Source organism: Bradyrhizobium sp. TM239 (assembly GCF_036247985.1).
Lineage (GTDB): Bacteria > Pseudomonadota > Alphaproteobacteria > Rhizobiales > Xanthobacteraceae > Bradyrhizobium > Bradyrhizobium ottawaense.
This window is the reverse complement of sequence record NZ_BTIR01000001.1, coordinates 251278-276040: the sequence shown is the minus strand read 5'-3', so window position 1 is coordinate 276040 and position 24763 is coordinate 251278. Positions and strand designations below refer to the sequence as shown.

The window sequence follows — 24763 nt, the reverse complement described above, 5'->3', positions numbered from 1 at the left end:
CGGTTCTCAGTCTTTCTTTTTCTACGCCGGTCTACGATCACTGAAAGCGCTTGTTGCGCCAAGTCCATTGGTGCCTTTTCTAATCATCCCCATCTGAGGACGCTCTTTGGACGTCCTCTCGGTGGGGGCGAACGGTGGCAATCCATTCCATTCAATCGGAGGCGAGTTCGCGCGGTGCGCGAATGTTGCGTAGCGCGCTCGGCTCCGCGATCGCGGGCTACCTCGAAGACGAAGCGATCATTGAGGTGATGCTCAATCCCGATGGGCGGCTGTGGATCGACCGGTTGTCGAACGGCCTGATCGACACTGGCGAAACTCTGTCGGCCGCGGATGGCGAACGGATCGTTCGCCTGGTTGCGCATCATGTGGGCGCCGAGGTGCACGCCGGCGCGCCACGGGTTTCGGCCGAACTGCCTGGGACAGGCGAGCGCTTCGAAGGTCTCTTGCCTCCGGTCGTTGCAGCACCGGCCTTTGCTATCCGCAAGCCCGCCGTCGCCGTGTTTACGCTCGACGACTACGCCGCCAAGAAGATCATGACCTCAGAGCAGGCCAGGATCCTGAAGAACGCGGTCGGAGCACGGAAGAACATCCTCGTTGCCGGTGGGACATCGACTGGCAAGACAACCTTGACGAATGCGCTTCTGGCCGAGGTGGCGAAGACCTCCGATCGGGTCGTGCTGATCGAGGACACCCGCGAGCTGCAGTGCAGGGCGCCCAATCTCGTTGCGCTGCGGACCAAGGACGGTGTGGCGACGCTGTCGGATCTTGTCCGCTCGTCCCTCCGACTACGTCCTGACCGCATCCCGATCGGCGAAGTCCGAGGTGCCGAAGCACTCGACCTCCTCAAGGCCTGGGGCACCGGTCATCCCGGCGGCATCGGTACCATCCATGCTGGGACTGCGCTCGGCGCGCTGCGCCGGCTCGAGCAGCTCATCCAGGAAGCTGTCGTCACGGTTCCGCGAGCCCTGATCGCCGAGACCATCAACCTCGTTGCCGTCCTTTCGGGCCGCGGCGCTGACCGCCGCCTCGCTGAGCTCGCCGCCGTCTCAGGGTTGGGTGCCACCGGTGACTACAGCCTTTCAACAGCAGGAGACTGACATGCGTCAGAAATTTCGCTTTCTTCGAGGTGCATCGTTGGCCGCCTTCGGCACGGTGCTTTTGGGAGCGGCGCCGGCATGGGCGGCTGGCTCGAACATGCCGTGGGAGCAGCCACTCAATCAAATCTTGCAGTCGGTCGAGGGGCCGGTCGCCAAGATCGTCGCGGTCATCATCATCGTCGTGACCGGCCTAACGCTCGCATTCGGGGATTCCTCCGGCGGTTTCCGCAGACTGATCCAGATCGTGTTCGGTCTGTCGATCGCGTTTGCGGCCTCAAGCTTCTTCCTGTCGTTCTTCTCCTTCGGCGGTGGCGTGGTGATCTGATGGACGAACCTGTCACAGGCTTTGTTGTGCCTGTTCATCGCGCACTCACCGAGCCCATGCTGATGGGCGGCGCGCCGCGATCGGTTGCGATCGTCAATGGCACGCTTGCCGCAGCCCTGGGTCTGGGGCTGCGGCTCTGGATCGCGGGTCTGGTCCTCTGGTTCATCGGCCACATGGCCGCCGTCTGGGCCGCCAAGCGCGACCCCGCTTTTGTCGATGTGGTGCGCCGACATCTGCGCATCCCCGGTCATCTCAACACCTGAGCTCTCGGTCATGATGAACCTTGCCGAATATCGCCATTCCAACGCGCGGCTCGCCGACTTCCTTCCTTGGGCAGCGCTCGTCGACGAGGGAATCATCCTGAACAAGGACGGCTCGTTCCAGCGGACTGCAAAGTTCCGCGGACCCGACCTGGATAGCGCAGTGCCCGCTGAACTTGTCGCCGTCGCCGGCCGTCTGAACAACGCACTTCGCCGGCTCGGATCAGGCTGGGCCGTATTCGTTGAGGCGCAGCGTCATTTCGCTGGGGCCTATCCTCCGAGTACATTTCCGGATGTCGCGTCCGCGCTGGTCGACGCGGAACGCAGAGCACAGTTCGAGGAGGCGGGCGCTCATTACGAGTCAAGCTACTTCCTGACCTTCCTCTTTCTACCTCCGGAGGAGGGAGCGGCTAAGGCGGAGCGATTGCTCTATGAAGGTCGCGATCGCACCGTTGGAGCAGACGCGCGCGAGGTTCTCCGCGGATTTATCGACCAAACCAACCGCGTGCTTCAACTCGTCGAAGGGTTCATGCCGGAATGCGCTTGGCTCGATGATCAGGACACGCTGACCTATCTGCATTCCACGATCTCCACCAAGCGTCATCGGGTTCGGGTGCCAGAAATTCCGATGTATCTCGATACGCTGTTGGCCGACCAGCCGCTGACCGGCGGCCTCGAGCCGATGTTGGGTTCAGCCAACCTCCGGGTTCTGACGATTGTCGGCTTTCCGGGCGCGACGACTCCAGGAATTCTTGATGACCTCAATCGCCTGGCGTTCTCGTATCGCTGGTCGACCCGAGCAATCATGCTCGACAAGACCGATGCCACGAAGCTGCTGACGAAGATTCGCCGGCAGTGGTTTGCCAAGAGAAAATCCATCGGCGCCATTCTCAAGGAGGTCATGACCAACGAGGCGTCGACGCTGCTCGATACCGACGCTCACAACAAGGCGATCGATGCCGACGCCGCCCTGCAGGAACTGGGGTCCGATCAGATCGGACAGGCCTTTGTCACTGCGACCATCACTGTATGGGACCGCGATCCCAACGCTGCTGATGAAAAGCTCCGGCTGGTGGAGAAGGTCGTTCAGGGCCGCGATTTCACCTGCATGATCGAGACGGTGAATGCCGTCGAAGCCTGGCTCGGTAGTCTGCCGGGACACGTCTATGCCAATGTGCGGCAGCCGCCGGTTTCGACCCTGAACCTCGCCCATATGATTCCGATGTCGGCCGTGTGGGCGGGCGAAACCAGGGACCTGCATTTCAAGGCCCCGCCTCTTCTATTTGGCAAGACCGAGGGATCAACACCGTTCCGATTCTCCCTCCACGTCGGTGACGTCGGCCATACCCTTGTGGTGGGACCGACGGGTGCTGGCAAGTCAGTCCTGCTTGCGCTGATGGCGCTACAGTTTAGGCGCTATCCAAACTCTCAGGTTTTTGCGTTTGATTTCGGTGGTTCGATCCGGGCGGCCGCGCTCGCCATGGGCGGCGATTGGCACGATCTCGGCGGTGCATTGTCTGATGGAAGTGATCAAGCCGTCGCGCTGCAGCCGCTGGCCTGGATAGATGATCCCTCAGAGCGCGGATGGGCCACGGAATGGATTGGCGCGATCCTGGCACGGGAAAAGGTCGAGGTCTCGCCGGAGGTCAAGGATTACCTGTGGTCGGCGCTCACCTCGCTCGCTTCGGCGCCGAGGGAGGAGCGCACCCTCACGGGCTTCTCAGTCTTGCTGCAATCCAATTCTTTGAAAAGGGCCCTGCAGCCCTATTGCCTGGGTGGTCCTTGCGGACGCCTGCTTGATGCCGAATTCGAGCGCCTTGGCGAAGCTTCGGTTCAGGCGTTTGAGACCGAAGGACTGATCGGAACGAGCGCGGCCCCGGCTGTGCTGGCCTACCTCTTTCATCGGATTGAAGATCGGCTCGACGGCCGGCCCACTCTTCTCATTGTCGACGAGGGTTGGCTTGCCCTCGACGATGAAGATTTTGCTGGTCAACTCCGGGAATGGCTGAAGACGCTGCGGAAGAAGAATGCGTCCGTCATCTTCGCCACCCAGTCGCTCTCGGACATCGATGGTTCCGCTGTCGCACCGGCAATCATCGAAAGCTGCCCAACTCGTCTGTTATTGCCGAACGAGCGGGCGATCGAGCCGCAGATCACTGCCATCTACCGCCGCTTTGGTCTCAATGACCGCCAGATCGAGCTTCTGAGCCGCGCTACGCCAAAGCGCGACTACTACTGCCAGTCGCGCCGCGGCAACCGCATGTTCGAACTTGGGCTTGGTGAAGTCGCGCTCGCCTTTACGGCAGCTTCTTCCAAGACCGACCAGGCTGTCATCGCGCACCTCTTTGCCGAACATGGACCTGACGGCTTTGTGCCGGCTTGGCTCCAGCACCGTGACGTCGCCTGGGCCCTGGACCTGATCCCCAATCTTGTCAATCTGGAGAAATCGCTATGAGGCGTTTCGGTCTAATTGCGGCTGCTAGCACCGTCGCGCTGATTCTGGGCGTCACGGTGCCTGCAAAGGCGCTGATCGTCTTCGATCCCAACAACTACGTTCAGAACGTCCTTACTGCCGCACGAGAGCTGCAGCAGATCAACAATCAGATCACCTCGCTGCAGAACGAGGCGCAGATGTTAATCAACCAGGCGAAGAACCTGGCAAACCTGCCGTACTCGTCGCTGCAGCAACTGCAATCTTCGATCCAGCGGACTCAGCAATTGCTGGCCCAAGCGCAGCGCATTGCCTACGACGTCCAGCAGATCGATCATGCCTTCTCGACGAGCTACGCGCCAGCTACCAGCAGCCAGTCGAATCAGTTGCTGATCGCCAATGCTCAATCTCGTTGGCAGAATTCGTATGCCGCAACGCAAGACGCGCTTCGTGTCCAGGCCGGCATCGTTGGCAACCTCGACACCAACCGCGTCCAGACCTCCGCGCTCGTTAGCTCAAGCCAAGGCGCTAGCGGTGCCTTGCAGGCAACACAGGCCGGCAATCAGATTCTGGCATTGAATGCACGGCAGCTCGCCGACCTCACGGCTGTCGTGACGGCGCAGGGCAGGGCGCAAAGCCTTGAAGCCGCGCAACGCGCGGCGGCCCAGGACCAGGGCCGCGAACAGCTCCGGCGGTTTCTTACGCCAGGGCAGGGCTATCAATCATCCAACGTGCAGATGTTCCACTGATGACCGACATCCGGGCATTCAAGGCGTTGTCGCTGCTGACGACAATTGGCGTGTTGGTCGTCGCTGTCTGCACGATTCAGCTTCGTGGCGGAGACAACCCTCCGCCGCCGAAAGCGGAGCAGACGACAGACTCAACCAGCTCTGACCTCGCACACTGCCGCAGTGTCACAGCGGTGGAAACTGCAGATTATCAGCATTGCCGACAGATTTGGGCCGAAAACCGGCGCCGCTTCTTTGGCAAGAAAGACGGTGCCGCAATTCCTGGCTACGACGATTCCGCCGCCGGCGTGGCGCTTGCTCCAGAGGATCAAAGCCGGATCCCGCAGGGATATCCGAACCTGGCGACCCCCGGGGCGATCAAGCCATGACCGGTACGGGGATCATCGACCAGTTCCTGGAAACGTTCACGCGTTATATCGACAACGGATTCGGATTGCTGGGGGGCGAGGTCGGATACCTCGCAACGACCCTTGCTGCGATCGACATTACGCTCGCAGCGTTGTTCTGGAGTTGGGGAACGGACGAGGACATCATCGCGCGCCTCGTCAAGAAAGCGCTCTTCGTAGGCGTCTTTGCCTACCTGATCGGCAACTGGAACAGCCTCGCGCGCATCGTCTTCGAGAGCTTCGCCGGTCTTGGGCTGAAAGCATCGGGCGCAAGCCTATCTGCATCGGATTTCCTGCGGCCGGGAAAGATCGCCCAAGTCGGGCTTGATGCCGGTCGACCGCTCCTCGATTCGATCTCAAACCTGATGGGGTACATTAGTTTCTTCGAAAATTTCGTCCAGATTGTCGTTCTCCTGTTTGCGTGGGTCGTGGTGCTGCTCGCCTTCTTCATTCTGGCGATCCAGCTCTTCGTCACCCTGATCGAGTTCAAGCTCACGACGCTGGCCGGCTTCGTGCTGGTTCCCTTGGGCTTGTTTGGCAAGACCGCATTCGCGGCAGAGCGCGTTCTGGGCAACGTCATCTCTTCTGGCATCAAGATCTTGGTCCTGGCCGTCATCGTCGGCATCGGCTCGACCCTGTTCTCGCAGTTCACCGCAGGTTTCGGCGGTGCACAGCCCACCATCGAAGACGCGATGACGCTGGTACTCGCGGCGCTTTCCTTGCTGGGCCTCGGGATCTTCGGTCCGGGTATCGCAAACGGCTTGGTGTCGGGCGGGCCTCAACTCGGCGCCGGCGCGGCGATTGGAACAGGCCTTGCTGCCGGCGGCACTGTTGCGGCTGGCGCGGGACTTGCCGCTGGCGGTGCCGGGCTTGCTGGCGGTGCGATTGCAGGCGCTGCGCGCGGTGGCGGCGCGGTCATAAGCGGAGCATCGGCCGCGTATCGAAGCGGCGGCCTTGCTGGCGTAGCGGAGGCGGGCGCCTCGGCTGCGACGAGTCCCTTGCGTCGAGCAGCAACTGCGTTCGGAGGTAGTCAAGCGGGCGAGCAGGGCACGAGCACCTCGGCCGAAGGGCAGCCTGATTGGGCTCGCCGCATGAAGGGCGCTCAGACCATTCGGCATGGTGCCTCGGCTGCTGGCCACGCCGTCCGCTCGGGCGATCATGGCGGCAGCGGCTCCTCCGTCGATTTGTCCGAAGGAGAACGCTGAGACGCACCACTGCATCTCCGCCGCATAGCAGCGCCTCAAATCCATCTATCGCACGACTTGAAACCGTTCACTTGATCTCAGGGGCAGCCATCGATGTTCAAACGACCTTCCGTTCACTACGGGCGCATGCCCGAGCCGATTACGCCTTATCAAAAGGCGGCTCAGGTTTGGGACGAACGCATTGGATCCGCTCGCGTGCAAGCTAAGAACTGGCGCCTAATGGCGTTCGGCTGCTTGATGCTGTCCGCCGGCCTCGCCGGCGGACTTGTCTGGCAATCGAGCCAAGGGTCTATTACGCCATGGGTTGTCGAGGTCGATCATCTCGGCCAAGCTCAGAGGGTTGCGCCGGCCAACTTCGACTATCAGCCCTCTGACGCGCAAATCGCCTACCATCTGTCCCGCTTTATCGAGGATGTTAGGGGCCTGCCGGCGGACGGCATCGTTCTGCGTCAAAACTGGCTCCGGGCCTATGATTTTACGACCGATCGCGGCGCCGCGGCACTCAATGACTATGCGCGTAACAACGACCCCTTTGCCAAGTTGGGCAAAGCTCAAATCTCCGTGGAAGTCTCGAGCGTCATTCGCGCATCTTCGGAGAGCTTTCGCGTCGCGTGGACTCAGCGCGTTTACGACAACGGCTCGCTGAGTTCGACCGAGCGATGGACTGCGATTCTCACAATCGTGATCGAGACGCCGCGCGATGCCGAACGTCTGCGCAAAAATCCCCTTGGCGTCTACGTCCGCGCCATCAACTGGTCAAAGGAGTTGGGTCAGTGACCAAGACGCTGTTTGACGTTTATTCGAAGGGCCCCGTCCCGCACTGCCGGATCGGTGCCACTTGGCCTGAATTCTTGATCACGAAGCGAGCACTTTTGGTTGCTCTCCTGCTTGGTTCCTCGGCGCTCGGTGGGTGCGCGGCCTACATTCCGCCGGAAATCAGCTATGACGCGGAAGTCCCTCCGTTACCGTCGACGCCGGTGGCTCTCGACGATAGATCGCGACCGCTTCACATCCCACCGCTCTGGAAACCGGCCCTCGGCGGTAAGTCGGGAGGGAAGGAAGACGCTGAACCCGTGAGCCGGGTTGAGACCGCAAACAGCGCAGCCCGGGTCGAGCCGCGCAAGCGGGGGTATTTCAACGCGGCGCAAGTCTACGCCTACAGTCCCGGGGCGCTCTATCAGATTTACGCCGCACCGGGGCAGATCACGGATATCGCGCTCGAGGAGGGAGAACAGTTGACGGGATCAGGGCCGATCGCGGCCGGAGATACCGTCCGCTGGGTCGTCGGCGACACCGAAAGCGGAAGCGGCGACACACGGCGGGTCCATATCCTGGTCAAGCCAACCCGAGCCTCGATCGAGACCAACCTGGTGGTCAATACCGATCGGCGTACCTACCTGATCGAGCTCCGCTCCCGCGAACGGCCATACATGCCGTCTGTTGCCTGGTACTATCCAGAAACTACACGGGAACGATCGCGCTCGGTCGCTCTGAAGCCCATTCTTCCGGATCCGGCGCAGCGCATCTCCCGCTATGCCATCGAAGGGGACAGTCCTCCCTGGCGGCCGCTCGCCGCATATGATGATGGCCGCAAGGTCTACATCGAATTCCCGGCGGGGATCGTGCAAGGCGAGATGCCTCCGCTTTTCGTCATTGGTCCAGACGGCAAGACCGAACTCGTCAACTATCGCGCCTACGGCAACGTGTTGATCGTCGATCGGCTGTTTGCGGCCGCCGAACTGCGGCTTGGTCGTGAACACCAGCAGAAGGTTAGGATTGTCAGGACCGACGGGAGGCCGTCGTCATGAATACCAGGAACGAAGCCGATCACCAGCAAGGTACTCCGCCGGCTACACCGGAGGAACAGTCCAGGAGATTCCGCTTGAGAGCAGAGCATCCGCGCGTGACACGGCTGTCGCGGAAGGTCTTGGCCGGCGGGAGCGCGGTTGCCCTGCTTGTCATCGGCGGAGCGGTCTTGTGGTCGCTGCAGGGCAATCGTTCCCGAAGCCAGGCGGCCGATGAGCTTTACAGCACTGACCATCACAATGTCGCCGATGGCATTACGACGCTGCCGAAGGACTACGCTGGCGTTCCGCGCCAGCCGATTCCGCAGCTTGGTCCGCCGCTCCCCGGGGACCTCGGCCGACCGATCCTAGCTGCTCAGGGGCAGTTGCCGACGAGCGGCGCTGATCCGGACCAGCAGCGGCGGGATCAAGAGACCGAAGCAGCCCGCATCAGCCATCTGTTCGCTTCGACCAATGGACGAGAAGTGCGTCCGTCCTCCGCTGCGGCTGTTGGCAGCGAGCGCGTCGTGTCGCCGAGCGCAACGAGCACTAGCGACGATGGATCTGCGCAAAGCGGTCAGGACCACAAGCTTGCCTTCGTAAACGCCTCCGTGGACCGTCGCACGGTAAGCCCTGACCGCGTCACCAAGCCCGCTTCACCCTACATCGTGCAGGCTGGAACGGTCATTCCAGGGGCGCTGATCACTGGGATCCGATCGGACCTGCCAGGCCAAATTACCGCGCAAGTTACCGAGAATGTTTTCGATACGCCGACCGGCCGCTTCCTGCTTGTGCCTCAGGGAGCGCGTCTGGTTGGCATCTACGACAGCCAGGTCGCTTTCGGGCAGCCCCGAGTCCTGCTCGTCTGGACCCGGGTGATCATGCCGAACGGACGTTCAATCGTTCTCGAGCGGCAGCCTGGCGCCGACACTGCCGGGTATGCCGGTCTTGAGGACCAAGTCGACAATCACTGGGGCGAGCTGTTCAAGGCTGCGGCGCTATCGACGTTCTTGGCAGTCGGGACGGAACTAGGAGCAGGTTCCGACACCAATAGCAACGACAGCACCATCATCCAGGCATTGCGACACGGCGCCTCGGACTCGCTGAATCAAACCGGACAACAGGTGGTTCGGCGCAGTCTCAACGTCCAGCCTACTCTGACCGTGCGACCTGGTTTTCCAGTTCGCGTTCTCGTCAATCGTGACCTCATACTTGTGCCATACGGAGGGTAACGCCATGCCCAAGCTTAGAATAGGAGCGCTGCCCGACGACAAGCCGGTCAAGGTCGCCACTGAGCTTCCAGCGTCAGTGCATCGAGATCTCGTCGCCTATGCAGAGGCCTTGGCGCGCGAAAGTGGGCAGCGTATCGACCCGGCAAAGCTGATCGCGCCCATGCTGGCGCGCTTTATGGCCACGGACCGTGGATTTGCAAAAGCGAGACGATCTGGTCATTCCCCAAGAGCCGGCGAGGGTGAGGGATAGCGTTCTGCCAACAGATTGAGGAAACGCTTCAGAGCCGGATTCTCATTGTCGTCGCGCCAATGCGCATAGAAGTCCACCCGGCTTGGTCCCGCTCCGTCCTGCAACTCCCGGTACACAAGGCCAGCGAAGCTTGCACCAATATCCGATTCCATAGCCAGACTAAGTCCCATGCCCATACTCGTCAGACTCTTGATAATGCCACGGCTTACGTCATGGCGTTCTACCTTGGGCCGATCGTCGGCCAATACCAGCTTCGAAATCAAGAGATCCTCGAGCTCTCGTCCTGGATCATATTCACTTAGAAGCATCTTTTCGTTACGCAAATCGGTCCAATAGATGATCTCGCGTGCCGCCAGGCAGTGATCCTGAGGCAACGAGATCAGGATGCGTTCGCTCCAGAGCAGTAGTGATTTGGTATCTTTTGAAGGCAGACGTCCAGGGCTAACGACAACGTCGACAGTTCCGCAACGGAGGGCCGTCATCAGACGAAAGCGAGAGCGTTCCATCGTTGCCAATTGGAGCCTTGGTAGCAGCTTCTTGAGCTCACCTATCGTCGCTCGCAAATTGCCGGTGGACATGGATGTGAAGAAGCCGATGACAAGATGGCCAGTATCGCCGCGACCGCCGGACCTCCCTGTGTCAATGAGCATGTCGACTTGTTCCAGGATCAACCGCGCGATCCGCAGAACCGCTCGGCCAGCCAGAGTAGGCTTTATTCCCCCGCTTGAGCGCTCAAACAGTGAAGTTCCCACCAGGTACTCGAGCTGGCCGATAGCGCGGCTGAACGCGGTGTGTTTGATGGAAAGCGCTTCTGCGGCTCGTCGAAAGCTTCCGTAGTCACAAGCGGCAACCGCCAGCCGAAGCTGTCGCAGGTCAATAGCTCTCGCTGCGTTTGGCTGATCGTTCCTAGTTTCAATCTCGTACATGTTCATAGCTCGCAGGAAACCGCAAGACGCAACGTCCCCGCTCCATGCGAGGACGTATGTCTCGGTTCGGTCGATGGTTCTAGGCAGCAGCGAAGATTACCGGCGTCCAAAGAACCGGCGTAGAAAGACCGCCGGCCTTACGAAGGCTGGCCAGAGTCTCGCGCGAAATTTCGAGGTAACCCGCCACAGCCAAGGTGTTACCGATTGCGGAAGGATTGCCAACACGCCGCAGCGGCCAACCAGCTCGCCGAAGGATTCTCTCCATTCGGACATCCGTAACGGTAACGATGTCTGTGAGTTGTCGTGAGAGCCCGAACTCGACCATTCCCGCAAACAGCTCGTAAGCGGCACGAGTGATACCATGATCTCCTTTCGGAGCATCGGCAGCAACATCGATTGCGAATCTGCTGCTTTCCCAAATGAGAGGACTTGAGGGCGCGGGTTGGCTCTCAAGAAGTGCGGGAAAAGTGTCGCGAAGCATCGTCGAGCCAAGCGTCGGGAGCAGGCGAACGGCACCTTGCACTTGGCCGTTTTCACCGACCTGGATTAGGTAGTCGGGATGCAGCGCATCGAAGTGGTCGACCTCCAAGTCGCCACAAGCCTGAACTTCCCATGCCATGCGCAACTTGAAAACGCGATGCCGTAACCGGTGCATCCCAACGAGAGTTTCGGAAAACTCTCCATACGAAGATGGTGTGATCAGCTGAATCATAACCCCTCCAAAGGTGTTCACCACCTTTTTTGAAGCGAGATTATTGATCTGAAGCATTACCTGTAGTTGTAGGGGAAGCGCGTCCTAATTCTGCTTTCTTTTATTTGCAGCGGCAAGGCGCGCCACCGCTTGCGCGATCGTGCGAACACCCAGCTTTTTCTTCGCATTCTCTAAGTAATATGCGACTGTGTTCCGCGAGATGCCAAGAATGCACCCGATCTCCCAAGCGCTTTTCCCTTGTGCAGCCCATTCCAAGCATTCGAGTTCACGGGGAGACAAGCATACTTCGCCAATGCAATGATCGCCCGAAAGTTTACGTCGAACGTGAGCATGGAAGTACAATGCAATGAGCTGAAGCACTCGCGCATGTGAATCAATGCATTTTTCGAACGGCAATCTTTGCAGATCGGTCGCAAAAGTCAGGGCTGCGATTGGACCGCGACCATCATGAATCGGGATCGTGAAACCGAAGCGGATGCCAAATTCGGAAGCCTGGTCGAGTAGCTTCCGTTGTGCCGATGAATAGGAGTTTGTCATCAACCCGGATCCCCATCGGAAAGGCTCTGGGTCTTGAAGAGCTTGAATTACAATAGGGTCTACTCTCTCGTAGTGATTGCGGAGATAGTAAGTGGTCCAATCGATCGGGTATGTCGAGATTACGCGCGGCTGCTTTTGCGACGCGTTGGGCAGAGATAGATAAGCAAAACAAGACAGATCAAGCGCGGCCACGGTCGAATCCATAGCTTGGCGAAATCCTTCGGCATTTTCAGCCTCCGACAGGAGATCGATGAAGGTTTGAAAGATCCGGTGCATTGTTGTGACCGTTGAGAGTTGGGTTGAACTTGGAAAGTGTCCGTCCGAAAAAATGAGGCGGCATCTTTGATCTCGGCAAGTTCGGACGGGCAAATAGAAATTTCCCGGTTTGCCGGCTAAACATCTGCATTCGATTCATGTCCAGGCTCCCGCACAAGTATTCGCTTGGTGGCAGAGCGATTGTCATCTTCCTGAACACCGCGCCAAGCTCTGAGGAAATTTCGTGTGTCATAATCGTTCACTCGGGTCTCGATTGACGTATTAGATGGCATCTCGTCGACAAGTCGGACTAGCTGAGCAATTTGGGTGCGATGGTCAGGTGTGGCCCCACAATGCGGGGTACCTCACGGGCTATGGTTGCGCTGCAGATGGTGGCGTGGATCGAGGATCGCGCCAAGAGACGCAAAACTGCTCGTTCCGAGAAATTGATAAGGTGGCCCGGCGCGGGCTAGCTAGTTGGCCTCATGTTTACGACGATTAGGCTTTCCCGCGCTCGGGGCTTTCTCAAGCTGCGGAGCGTGATCGAGTAAGCGCTGCAACAAATCAATAAGCTGGGCGCGCTCGCCTCGTGTCAGAACTTCCAAGAGATGCTCCTGCCGCTGCATGGCAATGGGCGCCATTCGATCGTAGACCTGCAGACCTTCGCGGGTCAGCGCAATCTTCTGCCGGCGAACATGAGTTGGATCTCGCGTTACTTTGACGAAACCTCGCGCTTCCAGAGCCTTCAAAGAGCGGCTAATCGCGGCTGTATCCGTACCCAATATTGTTGCGAGTCTCCGGCCAGAAATGTTTGGTCGCGACGACAGGATTAGTATGGCGCGCCACTCCATGATTCCGATCTGAAAGCGTCGTCGGAGATCGGCCGCCTGTGCCGACCGGTGGATAGCACTTATCGACGTCAGCAGCGCTGGAACGTAATTCCGAATGTCGATTTTGATGCGTCCCATCGTGCCATTTCTCTGGATTACTTGCAGCTAAGTTAGCTGTTCTTTCTTGCGAGCATCCCCGTTGCTGCTGGGCGACGGTTCTTTCGCGACGCACAATTCATCACACCGCATGCAGAATAGCAAACCGGCACCTGGCATGAGCGAGGAAATGTCGTTGACGCGCATTTCATGCTGTGTAATCAATATGGCATGTTGCGAACACAGCATGGCTCTGGCCATTGGAGTTGATTATGACCGCAAGTGTCGATGTCGCCCCGATGTATGATTTCAAGCCGCCGCTAAACATCCCGGTGCTGGACATCGACCCGTTCTCGGACCAGAACCTGATGGATCCGGTTCCCATGCACGACTTGCTTCGAGAGACCGGTCCAATGGTCTGGCTCTCGCGCTACAACATTGCAGCCGTATCGAGATTTGCGGATGTGAGGAAGGTTTACAGCGACTGGGAAACGTTTACATCGACTCGCGGCGTGGGCATGGCGGACTATGTCCGACACGGACGCTTCCGGCTGCCGAGTATCATTCTGGAGGTCGACCCCCCGGTCCACACGCAGAATCGCACCATCTTGATGCGCGCTCTTTCGCCCGCGGTCATGCAGACCCTGCGCGGGCGCTTCTTTCAGATTGCAAATGATATGGTCGATGCGCTGGTGGCGCGCGGCCAGTTCGATGCAATCGCCGATCTGACCGAGGCATATCCGCTGCGAGTATTCCCGGATGCGCTCGGTATGAAGCAGGAGGGACGGGAGAACCTGCTTCCCTATGGTGACATGGTGTTCAATTCCTTTGGCCCGCCGAACAAGCTCTTTCGCGATTCGGCGCCGCGCGCTGATATCGCTCACCCGTGGGTAAAAGAGCAGTCCTTGAGAGCAAACCTCGCGGACGGGGGGTTCGGAAGCATTATCTACCAGGCCGTCGATGCGGGGGAGATCTGCGAGGAAGATGGCGCAGCGCTCGTTAAGTCGTTTCTCACGGCGGGTGTGGATACCACCGTCAATGGGCTCGGAGCCGCACTCTACTGCCTTTGCCGCTTCCCTGGCGAGTGGGAGAAACTTCGCGCCGAGCCCACCCTTGCGCGGGCTGCATTCGAGGAAGCAGTCCGGCTCGAAAGCCCCGTGCAGACCTTCTTTCGTACAACGACCAAGCCAACTGAATTCGCGGGCTATCCCCTGCCAGCCGGTGCCAAGGTGTTGCTCTTTCTGGGGGCTGCTAACCGCGACCCTCGTCATTGGACTGACCCGGACAAGTACGATATTTCGCGCAAAACGGCCGGGCATGTCGGTTACGGCTATGGCATTCACGCCTGTGCTGGCCAACTCCTGGCGCGCCTCGAGGGAGAGGCCGTGCTGACGGCGCTGGCTACGAAAGTGCGCACGATCGAACTGGCAAGCGAACCCATTCGTCGACTGAACAACACCCTCCGCGGCCTGAAAAGCATGCCCGTCAACGTCAAGCCCGCTTGATATCCGATTAACTGCCGCACCAATCTGAGGATAACCTAACCCAGTGACAACGATTTCTCTTACTGCACTTGATGGAAGCACCACGAAGCTCCCGGCAGAGCCGGGAAGAACCGTTATGCAGATCATCCGAGACGCCGGGTTCGATGAGCTTCTGGCGCTTTGCGGTGGAAACTGTTCTTGCGCGACATGTCACGTTTACGTCGATAGCGGACAGATTCATTTGCTTGGATCTATGACTGAGTTAGAGGATGGACTGCTGGACGACTTGAGCCATCGTAAGCCGACATCCCGGTTGTCTTGTCAGATCATTTTCGCCGAGCCGCTAGACGGCCTGAGCTTGACGATCGCTCCAGAGGGATAGTCTCGCCCGTTCCTTTCAATCGATGACCGAGCCGCCGCTCCGGAATGTCCGAATTCGATCTTCTTGGAGTCGAAATAATGTCTCGGGACTAGCGGGAATACGGGGATTCCCCAGAGAAACGCAACGTCTCGCGCGGGGTTTGACCGAAACGGGCCCGGTAGGATCGTGCGAACTTGCTCATGTTGGTGAAGCCCGCCGCGCAGGCAAATTCACGCACAAGGCCTTTGCCGCCGGCCGCCTCGATCTCGTTTCGCACTTGATCCAGCCTGTAATCACGGAGAAATTCCATTGGAGAAACGCCGCGGAACTTTTGAAAGCCAACCTGGAGCGATCGCGCGCTAACGCCCGCCGCATTTGTAATTTCAGTCAGTGAGACTGGTCTACTGGAATGTCTCTTGATGAACTCTTCTGCCCGGCGGATATACCAAGGAACGGCAGCTGATCTCCGATGGTTCAAAATATCTGAGTAGTTGTGAGGCTGACTCAACAGAAGTGTTGACACGAAAGCGGCCTCCAGGGACCGATGAATCGGCAACCTCTCAGGTCCGATCACCGACGCACTTGCTTCGGCGCGCATAACATCGACTAGGGTCCGCAACGTGCGAATATGGTCCGAGCCGAAAGCCACTTCCATCTCGAAACGGAGAGGTCGTCGCAGGTCTTGCCCGATCAACCGACTGAGCTCTCGCTCGGCCCGACGACGATCGACTTTGATCAGAATCTTGCTGCAATCTGGGCTCCACTCAGTAGAGAACGACGTGTTGGGAGTTAGAATGCAGCCAACGTCGCAATTAGTCACGACATGCTGTCCGCCCTGCCTGGTAACGCTCTCTCCCGAGAGCAGCACTGCTAGTAGGAAGACATCGTCACCCATGCTTTCTGCGCGGACTTCCAGTTCGGTTCCATAGACCAAATGGCTGAGTGAAAGACTCGCGAACTGACTTTGCACAAGTCGTCCGCCAAAAGCACCGCGATCCCGGACAAGTAGCTTGTGCGGGCTCAAAAGCCGAGATGTCATTGAGACCATTTCATCTGCGTCGGCAGAGCTGAAGATCGACCTCATGCTTCGCTGCACCATAAAAGGTCTCCGTCATACCGCAAAATTGGAGCAAATTGCCCGCGACCTTAACCCTCGCTTATTGGCTCCGCACCAATTCGCCAATGGCCCAATGAAGGTTAGCCCAACGATTTCATTCCCTTCAAGCATCAGTTTGCGAACCCATTTCACCCAAAACTGTATGGAGGTGATTCAACAGGTCGAGATCGCACAAGGACCGTTTGAATCCGAGCAGGCGCTCCAGGCATCGATTTGGGAAGGGCCAGGACCGGGACCTTGGCAGTACCAAACGTCAGAATGCCTTGAGAGGTGCTCGCCGCGCCACGCCTGTTGGCTTCGCGCAAGATATCGATGCGCATTTGGATCATTCTCTTCGCTTTTGGGCGAATTGCTCGACCCAGCAATGCCTATCGCCCCCGCGCTTCGTAAAGCGTCTCCCCACGCACCGTAGAGAAGCGTCAGCTGGACGGCCTGGATCATGGGACAGCGATCGCCGACAGGTCGACACCATCTCAGAAGCGTCGTCTGAGAACGACTCGTGCAGTTGATGATGTCCTGAACGGCGGATTGATGCCTGGCACTGTGTCATCTCGCCGGATGTGATGTGACGGATGCAAAGTCCTCCGTTCGCCCAGGAAAGCCAAACGATTCGCCCTTGGTTTATGCCCTTCGTTTTCGGCGCAGCGCGCGGAGCTCGATCGATTGCCATTGAGGGTGAGGCTCAGCTAACGTCTCTTTCGCAGTTGTCGGCGAAAGAACGCCTAGACCACGGCGCAGAGTAGCAATGAAAACTGCACCTCAGCGTTTCGATGATTCTGCCAACATTGGTTCCAGAAAATTCAAATGAAGTGGCTGACGCGCGAGGATTTCACCAAGCAGTACGATGTAGTCATCGTTGGGGCGGGCCATGCGGGCGCCCAGGCAGCAATTGCGTTAAGGCAACACCAGTTCGTTGGCACGATTGCTATCGTCGGCGATGAGGCTGAACTTCCCTACGAGCGGCCGCCGCTATCCAAGGACTATCTTTCACAGGAGAAGGGGTTCGAGCGAATTTTGCTGCGGCCTGCGCGCTTTTGGGACGACCGGGAGGTCGACATGCTGCTGGGGCGTGAAGTCGACATGGTCGATCCGTCCGACAAGAAGGTAATTGCAAGCGATGGCAGTGTCATCGCCTACAATACGTTGATCTGGGCGGCCGGAGGTCGTGCGCGACGCCTGCCCTGCGCCGGGGCAGATTTACAGGGTGTCCATTCCGTTCGAACGCGGGCCGATGTCGACAATATTCTGGGACATCTGGAGGAGGTCGAGAAAGTCGTTGTGATCGGTGGCGGCTACATCGGCTTGGAGACGGCGGCCGTCCTTTCAAAGACCGGCAAAGATATTACCGTTTTGGAGGCGCAGGATCGTGTGCTCGCTCGCGTGGCGGGTCGGGCGATCTCGAACTTTTACGAAGCCGAGCACCGAGCACATGGCGTCGTCATCAGGGTAGACGCGGTCGTAAGGGAGATCGTTGGCGAACGCGGCCGCGTAGTTGGGGTACGCTTGGCCAATGGTGAGATCCTGGATTGTGGGATGGTGATTGTCGGGATCGGAATTGCGCCGTGCATCGACGCGCTCATCGCAGCAGGTGCTCGCTACGGCAATGGGGTGATCGTCGATGAATACTGCCGCACCACGCTTCCCGACATGTATGCCATTGGTGACTGCGCACTCCATGCCAACGCATTCGCAGGCGGCGCCGAAATCCGACTGGAATCAGTGCAGAATGCCAATGACATGGCGGCGACGGCCGCAAGAGCTGTCGTGGGCGAACTGACACCCTATCGAGTTCTGCCATGGTTCTGGTCCAACCAGTACGACCTGCGACTTCAGACAATTGGATTGTCGATGGGCTACGACGCGGAGGTCGTACGCGGGGACCCGGCGTCGCGTTCTTTCTCGGTGATCTATCTCCGCGATAGCCGGGTCATCGCGTTGGACTGCGTCAATTCCACCAAAGACTACGTGCAGGGTAAGCGTCTGGTCGAGAACGGAGTGCGTTCGGCGGCAGACGTTCTATCCGATACGAACCTCCCCTTACGTGACATTTCGTAGGAGTGGAAAAATCATGGGCCATGCGATCCAGATTGCAAGTGTCTTTGGAGGGCGAAGCGGTCTCAGGCAGCAAGATGAACGAAACCTGGTGGAACTGCGTACCGTGCTGCCCATCATCACCACGAGCGGCTTGGGCGGTTTCTAATGCCACCAATTGCTGCCCCTTGGACACGTCCATGAGCTCAGACAATCCCTGCTTATCAGGAGGAATTCCCATGCAGAAAGAACCCTTCGAATCCCGAATTGCTGAGCTGGTTTATCCGGATCACGTTCATCGCGATGTCTACACCGATCCCGAAATCTTCGAGATCGAGCTGGACCGGATCTTTGGACGCGCATGGATCTATGTAGGCCATGAGAGTCAGGTTCCGAACGCGGGAGACTATTGGACAACGCTGATCGGCAAGCATCCGGTGATCATGGTGCGCGATAAGGCGGGTAGCGTTCATGTGCTGCACAACCGATGCCCGCACAAGGGTGCCAAGGTCATAGCTGAGGGCTGCGGGAATACCGGGCCGATCTTCCGCTGTCCTTACCACGCTTGGACATTCAAGCTGGATGGATCTCTGATGGGCGTGCCTCACCGTAGCTGGTATGACGGGACCGGTTTTGATCCCAAGGGCGACGCATTCTCGATGCAATCGGTTGCTCGTGTCCAGTCCCATCGGGGGTTTGTGTTTGCAAGCCTGAGCAAACAAGGCCCGGACTTGAAGACATTCCTGGGCGGCGCGATCAGTACGCTCGACAACTTCGCCGACCGTGCTCCCGAAGGGAGAGTGATAGTAGCCGGGGGCGTCCAGCGCGTCTGGCAAGAAAACAACTGGAAGCTATTCCTGGAGAACATGAACGATACGGCGCACGCGCCCGCCACGCATGAGTCGTCGTGGACTGCCGCCAAGCAAACGGCGAAGAGCCGCTTTGGAGGGAAATCTCCGTTCCAGCTCCACATTATCGAAGGCAACGGCGAGCCGAACGCCTTCTGGGAATCACTCGACTTTCGCTGTTACGATTATGGCCATAGCTTCTTCGATGCCATCTTCAATGCCCCAGGCGACAGGATCTCGCTCGAGTATCGCGAACAACTTGTCAAAGCGTATGGCGAAGAACGTGCCGAAGAAATCTTGAAGGTTAACCGGCACAACACAGTGATCTATCCGAGCTGTTCGCCTCATGTCGGCTTTCAGCAGATGCGCGTTATCCGCCCGATTGCGGTCAACCGCACCATGATCGAATTCTTCACCTTTAGGCTGGCGGGTACGACGGACGAGTTTTTCCAAAGGACGATCAACTACACCAACATCGTCAACTCGCCGTCATCCGTCGTGATGGTCGACGACGTCGATCTCTACCGCCGCTGTCAGGAGGGCATGCTTTCGGATGGCGGCCAATGGATCAGTCAGCACCGCAACTTCGGCAAGGACATTCAAGGGGACCACGAAACCATCGGAAAGGGCGTAACCGAACTTCCAATGCGAAATCAATTTGGCGCCTGGAAAAAGTACATGGGGCAACCGGTAAGCCCCAGACCCAACGAACAGGTCACGGCGGCGGAATAGGTGCACAAAGATGAAGGCGATCAAGCTACAGGATAATGGATCGAGTCCTGCAACACAGACGACACCGGAGCTTCAGCACGAGATCGAGCAGTATCTTTACCGCGAGGCGGCACTCCTGGACGATCGCGATTGGGAAGGATGGGAAGCGCTGTTCGCAGAGGACGGCACCTATTGGGCGCCGCTAGCTCACGGCCAGACGGACCCACTCAATCACGCCTCGCTGTTCTATGAGGATGCCATGATGCGCGAAGTGAGGCGGCGACGGTTGGAGCATGTCCACGCGTGGTCGCAACTGCCGGTTACTCGTACCGCGCGCGTTCTTGGAAACGTGATGATCCTGTCGGGAGGGAGGGGCGAGGGCAAGTTGAGCGTGCGCTCGACTTTCCAACTGACTGAATGGCGCGCGCGGCGAGATCTTCGCCAGCTCGCGGGGCACTACACGCATTCGCTCATCCTTGTCGAAAACAAGTGGCGCATACGGCAGAAGCGTGTCGACCTAATAAATTGCGACGGTATTCATCACGCACTCGAGGTGTACATGTGATCAGACGGAGCCCTCGAAGCACTGCCCTCGTGGCTTTGCATTATCAGAATGACATCCTTCATCCTGATGGCCGGATCAGGCTCGGATTCGGTCAAGATGCAGAAAATAGGAAAGGCGTGATGGACGCAGCTAAGCGCTTGCTGCTTGGGGCACGAGCGGCGTCCTTGCCGATCGTACATGTCCGGACTGCAAGACCGCGTGCTGCGGGTACTTTTTCCGAGAATGCGCCAATTTTCCGTAATGTTGTCGCTGCAGGCGCCGTTGTAGAAGGTGAGTGGGGTTCGGAATTTTTCGAGGGACTCGGTCCAATATCAGATGAAACCGTCGTGGTTCATAATCGAGTTAACGGCTTCTACGACTCGAATCTTGAGATGCGCCTGCGCGAGTTGGGCGTCACCCGTCTGATTCTATCAGGTGTCGCCACAAACTCATGCGTGGAGCACACCGCGCGACACGCCGCCGATATGGGTTATGAGGTGATCGTCGCCGAGGACGCATGCTCTGCTTCGCGCCCGGAGGTGCACGAGGCCGCGCTATTCAACATCAGCCTCATCGGCTCAGTCGTCACGGTCAACAACCTCGTTGAAGCGGGGTTCGAATGATACGTCTGGATGGTCGAAAGTTTGTCGTTACGGGGGCGACCCAGGGACTGGGCGCTGACATAGCCGAATGCTTGATTGAGGCAGGCGCTTTCGTTGCCATTGTAGGGCGAGGTAAGGAGAAGGGAACGGCATTAGAGCGGAAACTGGGGCCACGGGCCCGGTTCATAGAGGCTGATCTTTCGTTAGATCGGGATATCGAGGCATGTGTCGAAAATGTCATCAGGCTGTTCGGAGGCATTGATGGCCTCGTCAACAACGCCTGCATGTACGACGATCCCGGATTGACGGCTACTCGGGAACAGTGGCATCGGTTGCTGGACGTGAATTTGATCGGGCCGGCGATTCTCACGGCACAGGTAGTCGACAGCATGCCGCCTGAGGGCGGTGTCGTCGTGAATATCAGTAGCATTGGCGGCAAATCCGGTGCTGCCAACCGTATGTTGTACCCAGCTTCCAAGGCCGCGATTCTGCAGATCACAAAGAATCTTGCGGTCACCTTGGCGCCACGGAACATCCGAGTCCTCTCGGTCTCGCCGGCGGTGACTTGGTCTCCTAGCGTCGAGGCGGTTACGGGGTCGATCGAAAAAGCCGATCAAAGGGGCGCTATTCTTCATCCCTTGGGCCGGATCGGTCGTGGCCGGGAGGTGGCGAACGCTGTCCTGTTCGCCTGTTCGGAATTTGCTAGCTTTGTAACGGGTACCGACATTGCGGTCGATGGCGGCTTCACCAGTCTCGGGCCCGATCAAGGTTTAGGACCGCGCGCCTGGTTGTCTGGCGTGCCTGTCCGTCAGTAGTGTCAGCCGCGTTCAAACGGGCTTTCCTTGAAAGAATTTCGCATCGATCGCGTGATGCAAGACGTCTAGGAGACCTGGCGATAGCGGAAGAGAGCTGCTGAGTAGCAGGTAACAGCGCTGTAGTGGGATACTGTGCGGTCGAGCTGCCAAGCGCCGCGCAGTCCCGTTTAGATGTCCAGTGCACAGGCGCTTCGAGTTTGCGGCTCGCCCGCGAAGACCGAGCCAGTTCGAGGCTGAGAACGATCCGTTTGATCGTAGTGCGAAGTCCCGGGAAACTGACCCACACGGCAGAAGGATGATCGGCGTCGCCGGATCATGAGAAACTGTGACGTCATAATGGCTCTACCACGTTACGGTTGCGAAAGCCAAGGCGCTTTGGCGGCCCTCCATGTTCTCACAATCGGTGCTTGCGTCCCGTCATCCTAGAGCCGCGTTGCCGCCATGGCGACGAGCGCGTTGTCCCGGTAGACGTGGCGGCAAGCGCATCTGGTCTACTCACGCAGCAAATGAACCGAATGCGAACCAAAGCGCGGCGGCTTCTATAGCGAGCTTGCGTCGTATCCGGATCGATGGTTTGGGAAAGAGTGAAAAGAGCGCTCCGCTGCACGCGACAATTCCCTGGTCGTTGAGATTCAGTATGAAATCGTTGCATCAATTCACCCGGGCCCGCCGCATAGCCAATTCGTCACCGGTGCAACAGTACAAACGTCAGCGCTTCTGCCTCGTCATCAAGAGGCCTGACGAGAGTACCTGAGATGCGCTGCGTAGTGGCTGCGAGGATGCAAAGAGGTGTTCCTTCCTCCTTCAAACAGTTCCGTACTTGTTTGGCGAACGTGGAAACTCGCCACGCGAGTCCGGCAGCAAGCAGATCGGCATTCCGGCAAGGAGAAGTCGGCTTCGTTGATTGTAACTTTAACAGAGCTTGGGAAATAGAAAGGGCGCAAAATTGAGTGACAGCAGAGAGTATAAGATCAAGGGTATCCGTGTTGAAACCAGGGCTCCAGCGAAGTCAGCAGGTAAGCCGCGGCCACCGATTTTGTTCGTCCATGGGGGATGTCATGGAAGTTGGTCGTGGGAGAAGTTTCTGCCGTATTTTGCCGATGCCGGTTGGGAATGCCACGCGCTCAACTGGTACGGCCACAACGGATCTGACCCCCATCCGAAGAACGACCTCATTCACCGCAGCATCGCGGACGTCGTCGAAGAGATCTCGCTTGTGGCCGGCCAGTTCGAAGCCAAGCCGATCCTCATCGGCCACAGCATGGGGGCGTTGGCGTCTCAGAAGTTCGCTGAGCAGAACTCGTTGGCAGGATTGGTGTTGAGCACCTCGGTCGTTCCTTCGGAGGTCGGCGGTGCGAAAATCGATGTGCCGGTGGATTTTAGCCGCCCCTGGGGCCCGCCTCCCTTCGAGCTGGCGATGCAGCTCTTCTTCCAAGGGCTCACCGAAGATGAGGCCCGGCCCTACTACGAGCGCTTGTGCCCAGAGTCGCCCAAAGCGGCCTACGAAGCCACTCGCTGGAGCGTGTCGGTCGACAAGACTCGCGTGTCGGGCCCGATCCTCGTCCTTGGCGCAGAACTGGATGTCTTGACGCCGCCGTCGACCTCTCGAGCACTGGCCGATTTCTATGGAGCAGACTACCGATACCTGCGTGGGCGCGGTCATAACTTGCTGCTTGAACCGGGATGGCAGGAGACAGCGGGCCTTATTGCCCAATGGCTGGAGCGATCGGTGGTTTAGTCTTTGCAATCTACCCGGCCGGCCCGCAGATCTGAGATTGCGATTGACGGAGGGCACGCCACTAAAGGGCGTCGATCGAATACTGGACGGTGGAGGCACATGTCCATCTCCATCCGTTTGAGATGAACGAGCTCCGCTAGCAGACCGGCTGTCTGCCTCCTTCCTAGACTTGGCCGCCGCTTTGCGGCGGCCAAATTTTTTGGTTGAATCGAGGGGCGTGGCTCTTGGGTTGATACCCCGGACGTTTGCGAGGCGACGATATTGGATCATCTTGGCTGTGAAGCCACCAAGAACGCAATGCGGCGGGGCCGGGGGTGTCTAGGGTGCCGGAAATCTACATCAGCCTCTCTTGGCCGTTGAACGAGAACCTAGATGTCTCAGCTCGCCCGAGCTGCGTAGCTCTGCCTAGCCCGATCGCCAGAAACGTCTGTGAAGGATGATAAAGCTCCGACTCCCATACCAATTGGCACTACGCTGCTTCGGCCAGTCCGACAATGAAGACCGTTTCACCCCAACCTTATTCGCTTCTGGAGCATCCGCTTCGTTTGAGGGCTAATATGCCCTCGTGAGATTAGTTGCTGACGCATCCTGCGACCGATAACTTCTTTAGAACAAAGGTACGGCAAGTGCGGCGCGACTCGCACAAGGCGGAGCTCCCAATGACTGAATTATCGGATGCGGTCGGCGTAACCGAAGATCCCCGCGTGGCGCTGCGGGATCGTTACGGTCCCCCTCTCGATCTTGGTCTGATGGCGCACATTGACCACCTGCACATGCACTATGCCGACTTCATCCGCCGCAGCCCATTTTGCTTGCTTGGGACGAGCGACTTGCAGGGCCGGCCTTCGGTGTCACCGAAAGGCGATCAGGCCGGCTTTGTTCATGTTGTCGACGCGCACACGATCCTCTTTCCTGATCGCCCAGGAAATAATCAGATTATTTCGATGCAGAACATCGCGATCAATCCAAAGGTTCAACTGATCTTTCTCGTGCCGGGACGCCTGGAGACGTTACGAGTGGACGGCTTGGCGACCATCTCGACCGATCCCGATCTACTCGAGCGCATGAGTTTTCGCGAAAAGCTGCCGAAGTCGGTAGTTGTCATCAAGGTCTATGAAGCCTTCATGCATTGCGGAAAATCGGTCATGCGCGCTCAGCTCTGGGATCCGGCAACTCAAGTAGCCAAAGGAGAGATGGCAAGTATTGCCCGCATCACCAAGGATCTCTGCCCCGATGCGCCTTATAGCTACGAGCAGATGGAGGAATTGACGCCAGTGATCTATCAAGCGACGCTCTATTAGCGAGATCCAAAGAGGATGAATCACTCTTTCGGCCTCGCGTCAACTTGCGGCTCTCGGTCGAGAAAAGCTCCCCCAAGCGCTGCACAAAAGGTGTTTCTCGGCGATTGCGTTATCCGGCCGAGCTGTGCTCGGCTTG

Annotated in this window: 25 protein-coding genes; 20 read left to right on the top strand and 5 right to left on the bottom strand. The window is 58.4% G+C overall.

What is annotated here, in order from left to right:
* The first annotated feature begins 182 nt into the window (after positions 1–182).
* The 11 genes from trbB to AABA84_RS01260 all read left to right on the top strand — a co-directional run bounded on the left by trbB (position 183) and on the right by AABA84_RS01260 (position 9719).
* Positions 183–1097 (top strand): P-type conjugative transfer ATPase TrbB, encoded by a 915-nt coding sequence (gene trbB / locus AABA84_RS01310; protein WP_338311079.1) that lies wholly within the window; start codon positions 183–185, stop codon positions 1095–1097.
* Between the two features lies 1 nt (position 1098).
* Complete coding sequence (locus AABA84_RS01305) at positions 1099–1422, top strand: TrbC/VirB2 family protein (protein ID WP_338311077.1); 324 nt, start codon at positions 1099–1101, stop codon at positions 1420–1422.
* On the top strand, positions 1422–1685 hold the full coding sequence (locus tag AABA84_RS01300; RefSeq protein WP_338311075.1) for a VirB3 family type IV secretion system protein: 264 nt from the start codon (positions 1422–1424) through the stop codon (positions 1683–1685). The genes AABA84_RS01305 and AABA84_RS01300 overlap by 1 nt, the downstream gene beginning before the upstream one ends.
* A 10-nt stretch (positions 1686–1695) precedes the next feature.
* On the top strand, positions 1696–4137 hold the full coding sequence (gene trbE / locus AABA84_RS01295) for a conjugal transfer protein TrbE (protein WP_338311074.1): 2442 nt from the start codon (positions 1696–1698) through the stop codon (positions 4135–4137).
* Entirely contained in the window at positions 4134–4862 is a 729-nt protein-coding gene (gene trbJ, locus AABA84_RS01290; protein ID WP_338311073.1) for a P-type conjugative transfer protein TrbJ, read from the top strand. The genes trbE and trbJ overlap by 4 nt, the downstream gene beginning before the upstream one ends.
* Positions 4862–5230, top strand: a complete 369-nt coding sequence (trbK-alt, locus tag AABA84_RS01285; protein ID WP_338311072.1) for a putative entry exclusion protein TrbK-alt — start codon at positions 4862–4864, stop codon at positions 5228–5230. Before trbJ ends, trbK-alt begins: the two co-directional genes overlap by 1 nt.
* Positions 5227–6453 (top strand): P-type conjugative transfer protein TrbL, encoded by a 1227-nt coding sequence (gene trbL / locus AABA84_RS01280; RefSeq protein ID WP_338311071.1) that lies wholly within the window; start codon positions 5227–5229, stop codon positions 6451–6453. Before trbK-alt ends, trbL begins: the two co-directional genes overlap by 4 nt.
* 93 nt (positions 6454–6546) lie before the next feature.
* Positions 6547–7230, top strand: a complete 684-nt coding sequence (trbF, locus tag AABA84_RS01275; RefSeq protein WP_338311070.1) for a conjugal transfer protein TrbF — start codon at positions 6547–6549, stop codon at positions 7228–7230.
* Entirely contained in the window at positions 7227–8261 is a 1035-nt protein-coding gene (gene trbG / locus AABA84_RS01270) for a P-type conjugative transfer protein TrbG (RefSeq protein ID WP_338311069.1), read from the top strand. The genes trbF and trbG overlap by 4 nt, the downstream gene beginning before the upstream one ends.
* Positions 8258–9469: a TrbI/VirB10 family protein gene (locus tag AABA84_RS01265; protein WP_338311068.1), complete on the top strand. Its 1212-nt coding sequence runs from the start codon at positions 8258–8260 to the stop codon at positions 9467–9469. Before trbG ends, AABA84_RS01265 begins: the two co-directional genes overlap by 4 nt.
* Positions 9470–9473: 4 nt before the next feature.
* Complete coding sequence (locus tag AABA84_RS01260; RefSeq protein WP_128918413.1) at positions 9474–9719, top strand: DUF2274 domain-containing protein; 246 nt, start codon at positions 9474–9476, stop codon at positions 9717–9719.
* Here AABA84_RS01260 and AABA84_RS01255 read toward each other — a convergent pair.
* From AABA84_RS01255 to AABA84_RS01240, 4 genes are all read right to left on the bottom strand, one after another.
* Positions 9686–10645: a LysR family transcriptional regulator gene (locus tag AABA84_RS01255; RefSeq protein WP_338311067.1), complete on the bottom strand. Its 960-nt coding sequence runs from the start codon at positions 10643–10645 to the stop codon at positions 9686–9688. The two genes, AABA84_RS01260 and AABA84_RS01255, sit on opposite strands and share 34 nt — an antisense overlap.
* A 79-nt stretch (positions 10646–10724) precedes the next feature.
* The gene (locus tag AABA84_RS01250) at positions 10725–11357 is read right to left on the bottom strand and encodes an acyl-homoserine-lactone synthase (RefSeq protein WP_338311479.1); all 633 of its coding nucleotides are present in this window, start codon (positions 11355–11357) and stop codon (positions 10725–10727) included.
* 84 nt (positions 11358–11441) lie between these two features.
* Entirely contained in the window at positions 11442–12170 is a 729-nt protein-coding gene (locus AABA84_RS01245; protein ID WP_338311066.1) for a LuxR family transcriptional regulator, read from the bottom strand.
* A 452-nt stretch (positions 12171–12622) separates the two neighbouring features.
* Entirely contained in the window at positions 12623–13117 is a 495-nt protein-coding gene (locus AABA84_RS01240) for a MarR family winged helix-turn-helix transcriptional regulator (protein WP_338311064.1), read from the bottom strand.
* A gap of 230 nt (positions 13118–13347) precedes the next feature.
* Between AABA84_RS01240 and AABA84_RS01235 the strand changes: the two genes are divergently transcribed.
* Together AABA84_RS01235 and AABA84_RS01230 are read left to right on the top strand one after the other, a co-directional pair.
* A complete protein-coding gene (locus AABA84_RS01235) occupies positions 13348–14580 on the top strand; it encodes a cytochrome P450 (protein WP_338311062.1) in 1233 nt (410 codons plus the stop codon).
* A gap of 43 nt (positions 14581–14623) precedes the next feature.
* The gene (locus tag AABA84_RS01230; RefSeq protein ID WP_338311061.1) at positions 14624–14941 is read left to right on the top strand and encodes a 2Fe-2S iron-sulfur cluster-binding protein; all 318 of its coding nucleotides are present in this window, start codon (positions 14624–14626) and stop codon (positions 14939–14941) included.
* Positions 14942–15029: 88 nt separating this feature from the next.
* Here AABA84_RS01230 and AABA84_RS01225 read toward each other — a convergent pair whose 3' ends face one another.
* Positions 15030–16004: an AraC family transcriptional regulator gene (locus AABA84_RS01225; RefSeq protein ID WP_338311060.1), complete on the bottom strand. Its 975-nt coding sequence runs from the start codon at positions 16002–16004 to the stop codon at positions 15030–15032.
* An 837-nt stretch (positions 16005–16841) separates the two neighbouring features.
* Between AABA84_RS01225 and AABA84_RS01220 the strand changes: the two genes are divergently transcribed.
* The 7 genes from AABA84_RS01220 (at position 16842) to AABA84_RS01190 (ending at position 24627) form a co-directional block, all read left to right on the top strand.
* Positions 16842–18092: an NAD(P)/FAD-dependent oxidoreductase gene (locus tag AABA84_RS01220; protein ID WP_338311058.1), complete on the top strand. Its 1251-nt coding sequence runs from the start codon at positions 16842–16844 to the stop codon at positions 18090–18092.
* 215 nt (positions 18093–18307) lie between these two features.
* Positions 18308–19648 carry an aromatic ring-hydroxylating dioxygenase subunit alpha gene (locus tag AABA84_RS01215; RefSeq protein WP_338311056.1) on the top strand — a complete coding sequence of 447 codons (1341 nt, stop codon included), beginning with the start codon at positions 18308–18310 and terminating at the stop codon, positions 19646–19648.
* Positions 19649–19658: 10 nt separating this feature from the next.
* Positions 19659–20192, top strand: coding sequence for an aromatic-ring-hydroxylating dioxygenase subunit beta (locus AABA84_RS01210; protein WP_338311055.1), 534 nt, complete (start codon positions 19659–19661; stop codon positions 20190–20192).
* A gap of 29 nt (positions 20193–20221) precedes the next feature.
* Entirely contained in the window at positions 20222–20794 is a 573-nt protein-coding gene (locus AABA84_RS01205) for a cysteine hydrolase family protein (RefSeq protein WP_338311054.1), read from the top strand.
* Positions 20791–21588: an SDR family oxidoreductase gene (locus AABA84_RS01200; RefSeq protein WP_338311053.1), complete on the top strand. Its 798-nt coding sequence runs from the start codon at positions 20791–20793 to the stop codon at positions 21586–21588. Before AABA84_RS01205 ends, AABA84_RS01200 begins: the two co-directional genes overlap by 4 nt.
* 946 nt (positions 21589–22534) lie before the next feature.
* Entirely contained in the window at positions 22535–23326 is a 792-nt protein-coding gene (locus AABA84_RS01195) for an alpha/beta hydrolase (protein ID WP_338311052.1), read from the top strand.
* Positions 23327–23985: 659 nt separating this feature from the next.
* Positions 23986–24627 carry an MSMEG_1061 family FMN-dependent PPOX-type flavoprotein gene (locus AABA84_RS01190; protein WP_338311051.1) on the top strand — a complete coding sequence of 214 codons (642 nt, stop codon included), beginning with the start codon at positions 23986–23988 and terminating at the stop codon, positions 24625–24627.
* Positions 24628–24763: the final 136 nt, after the last annotated feature.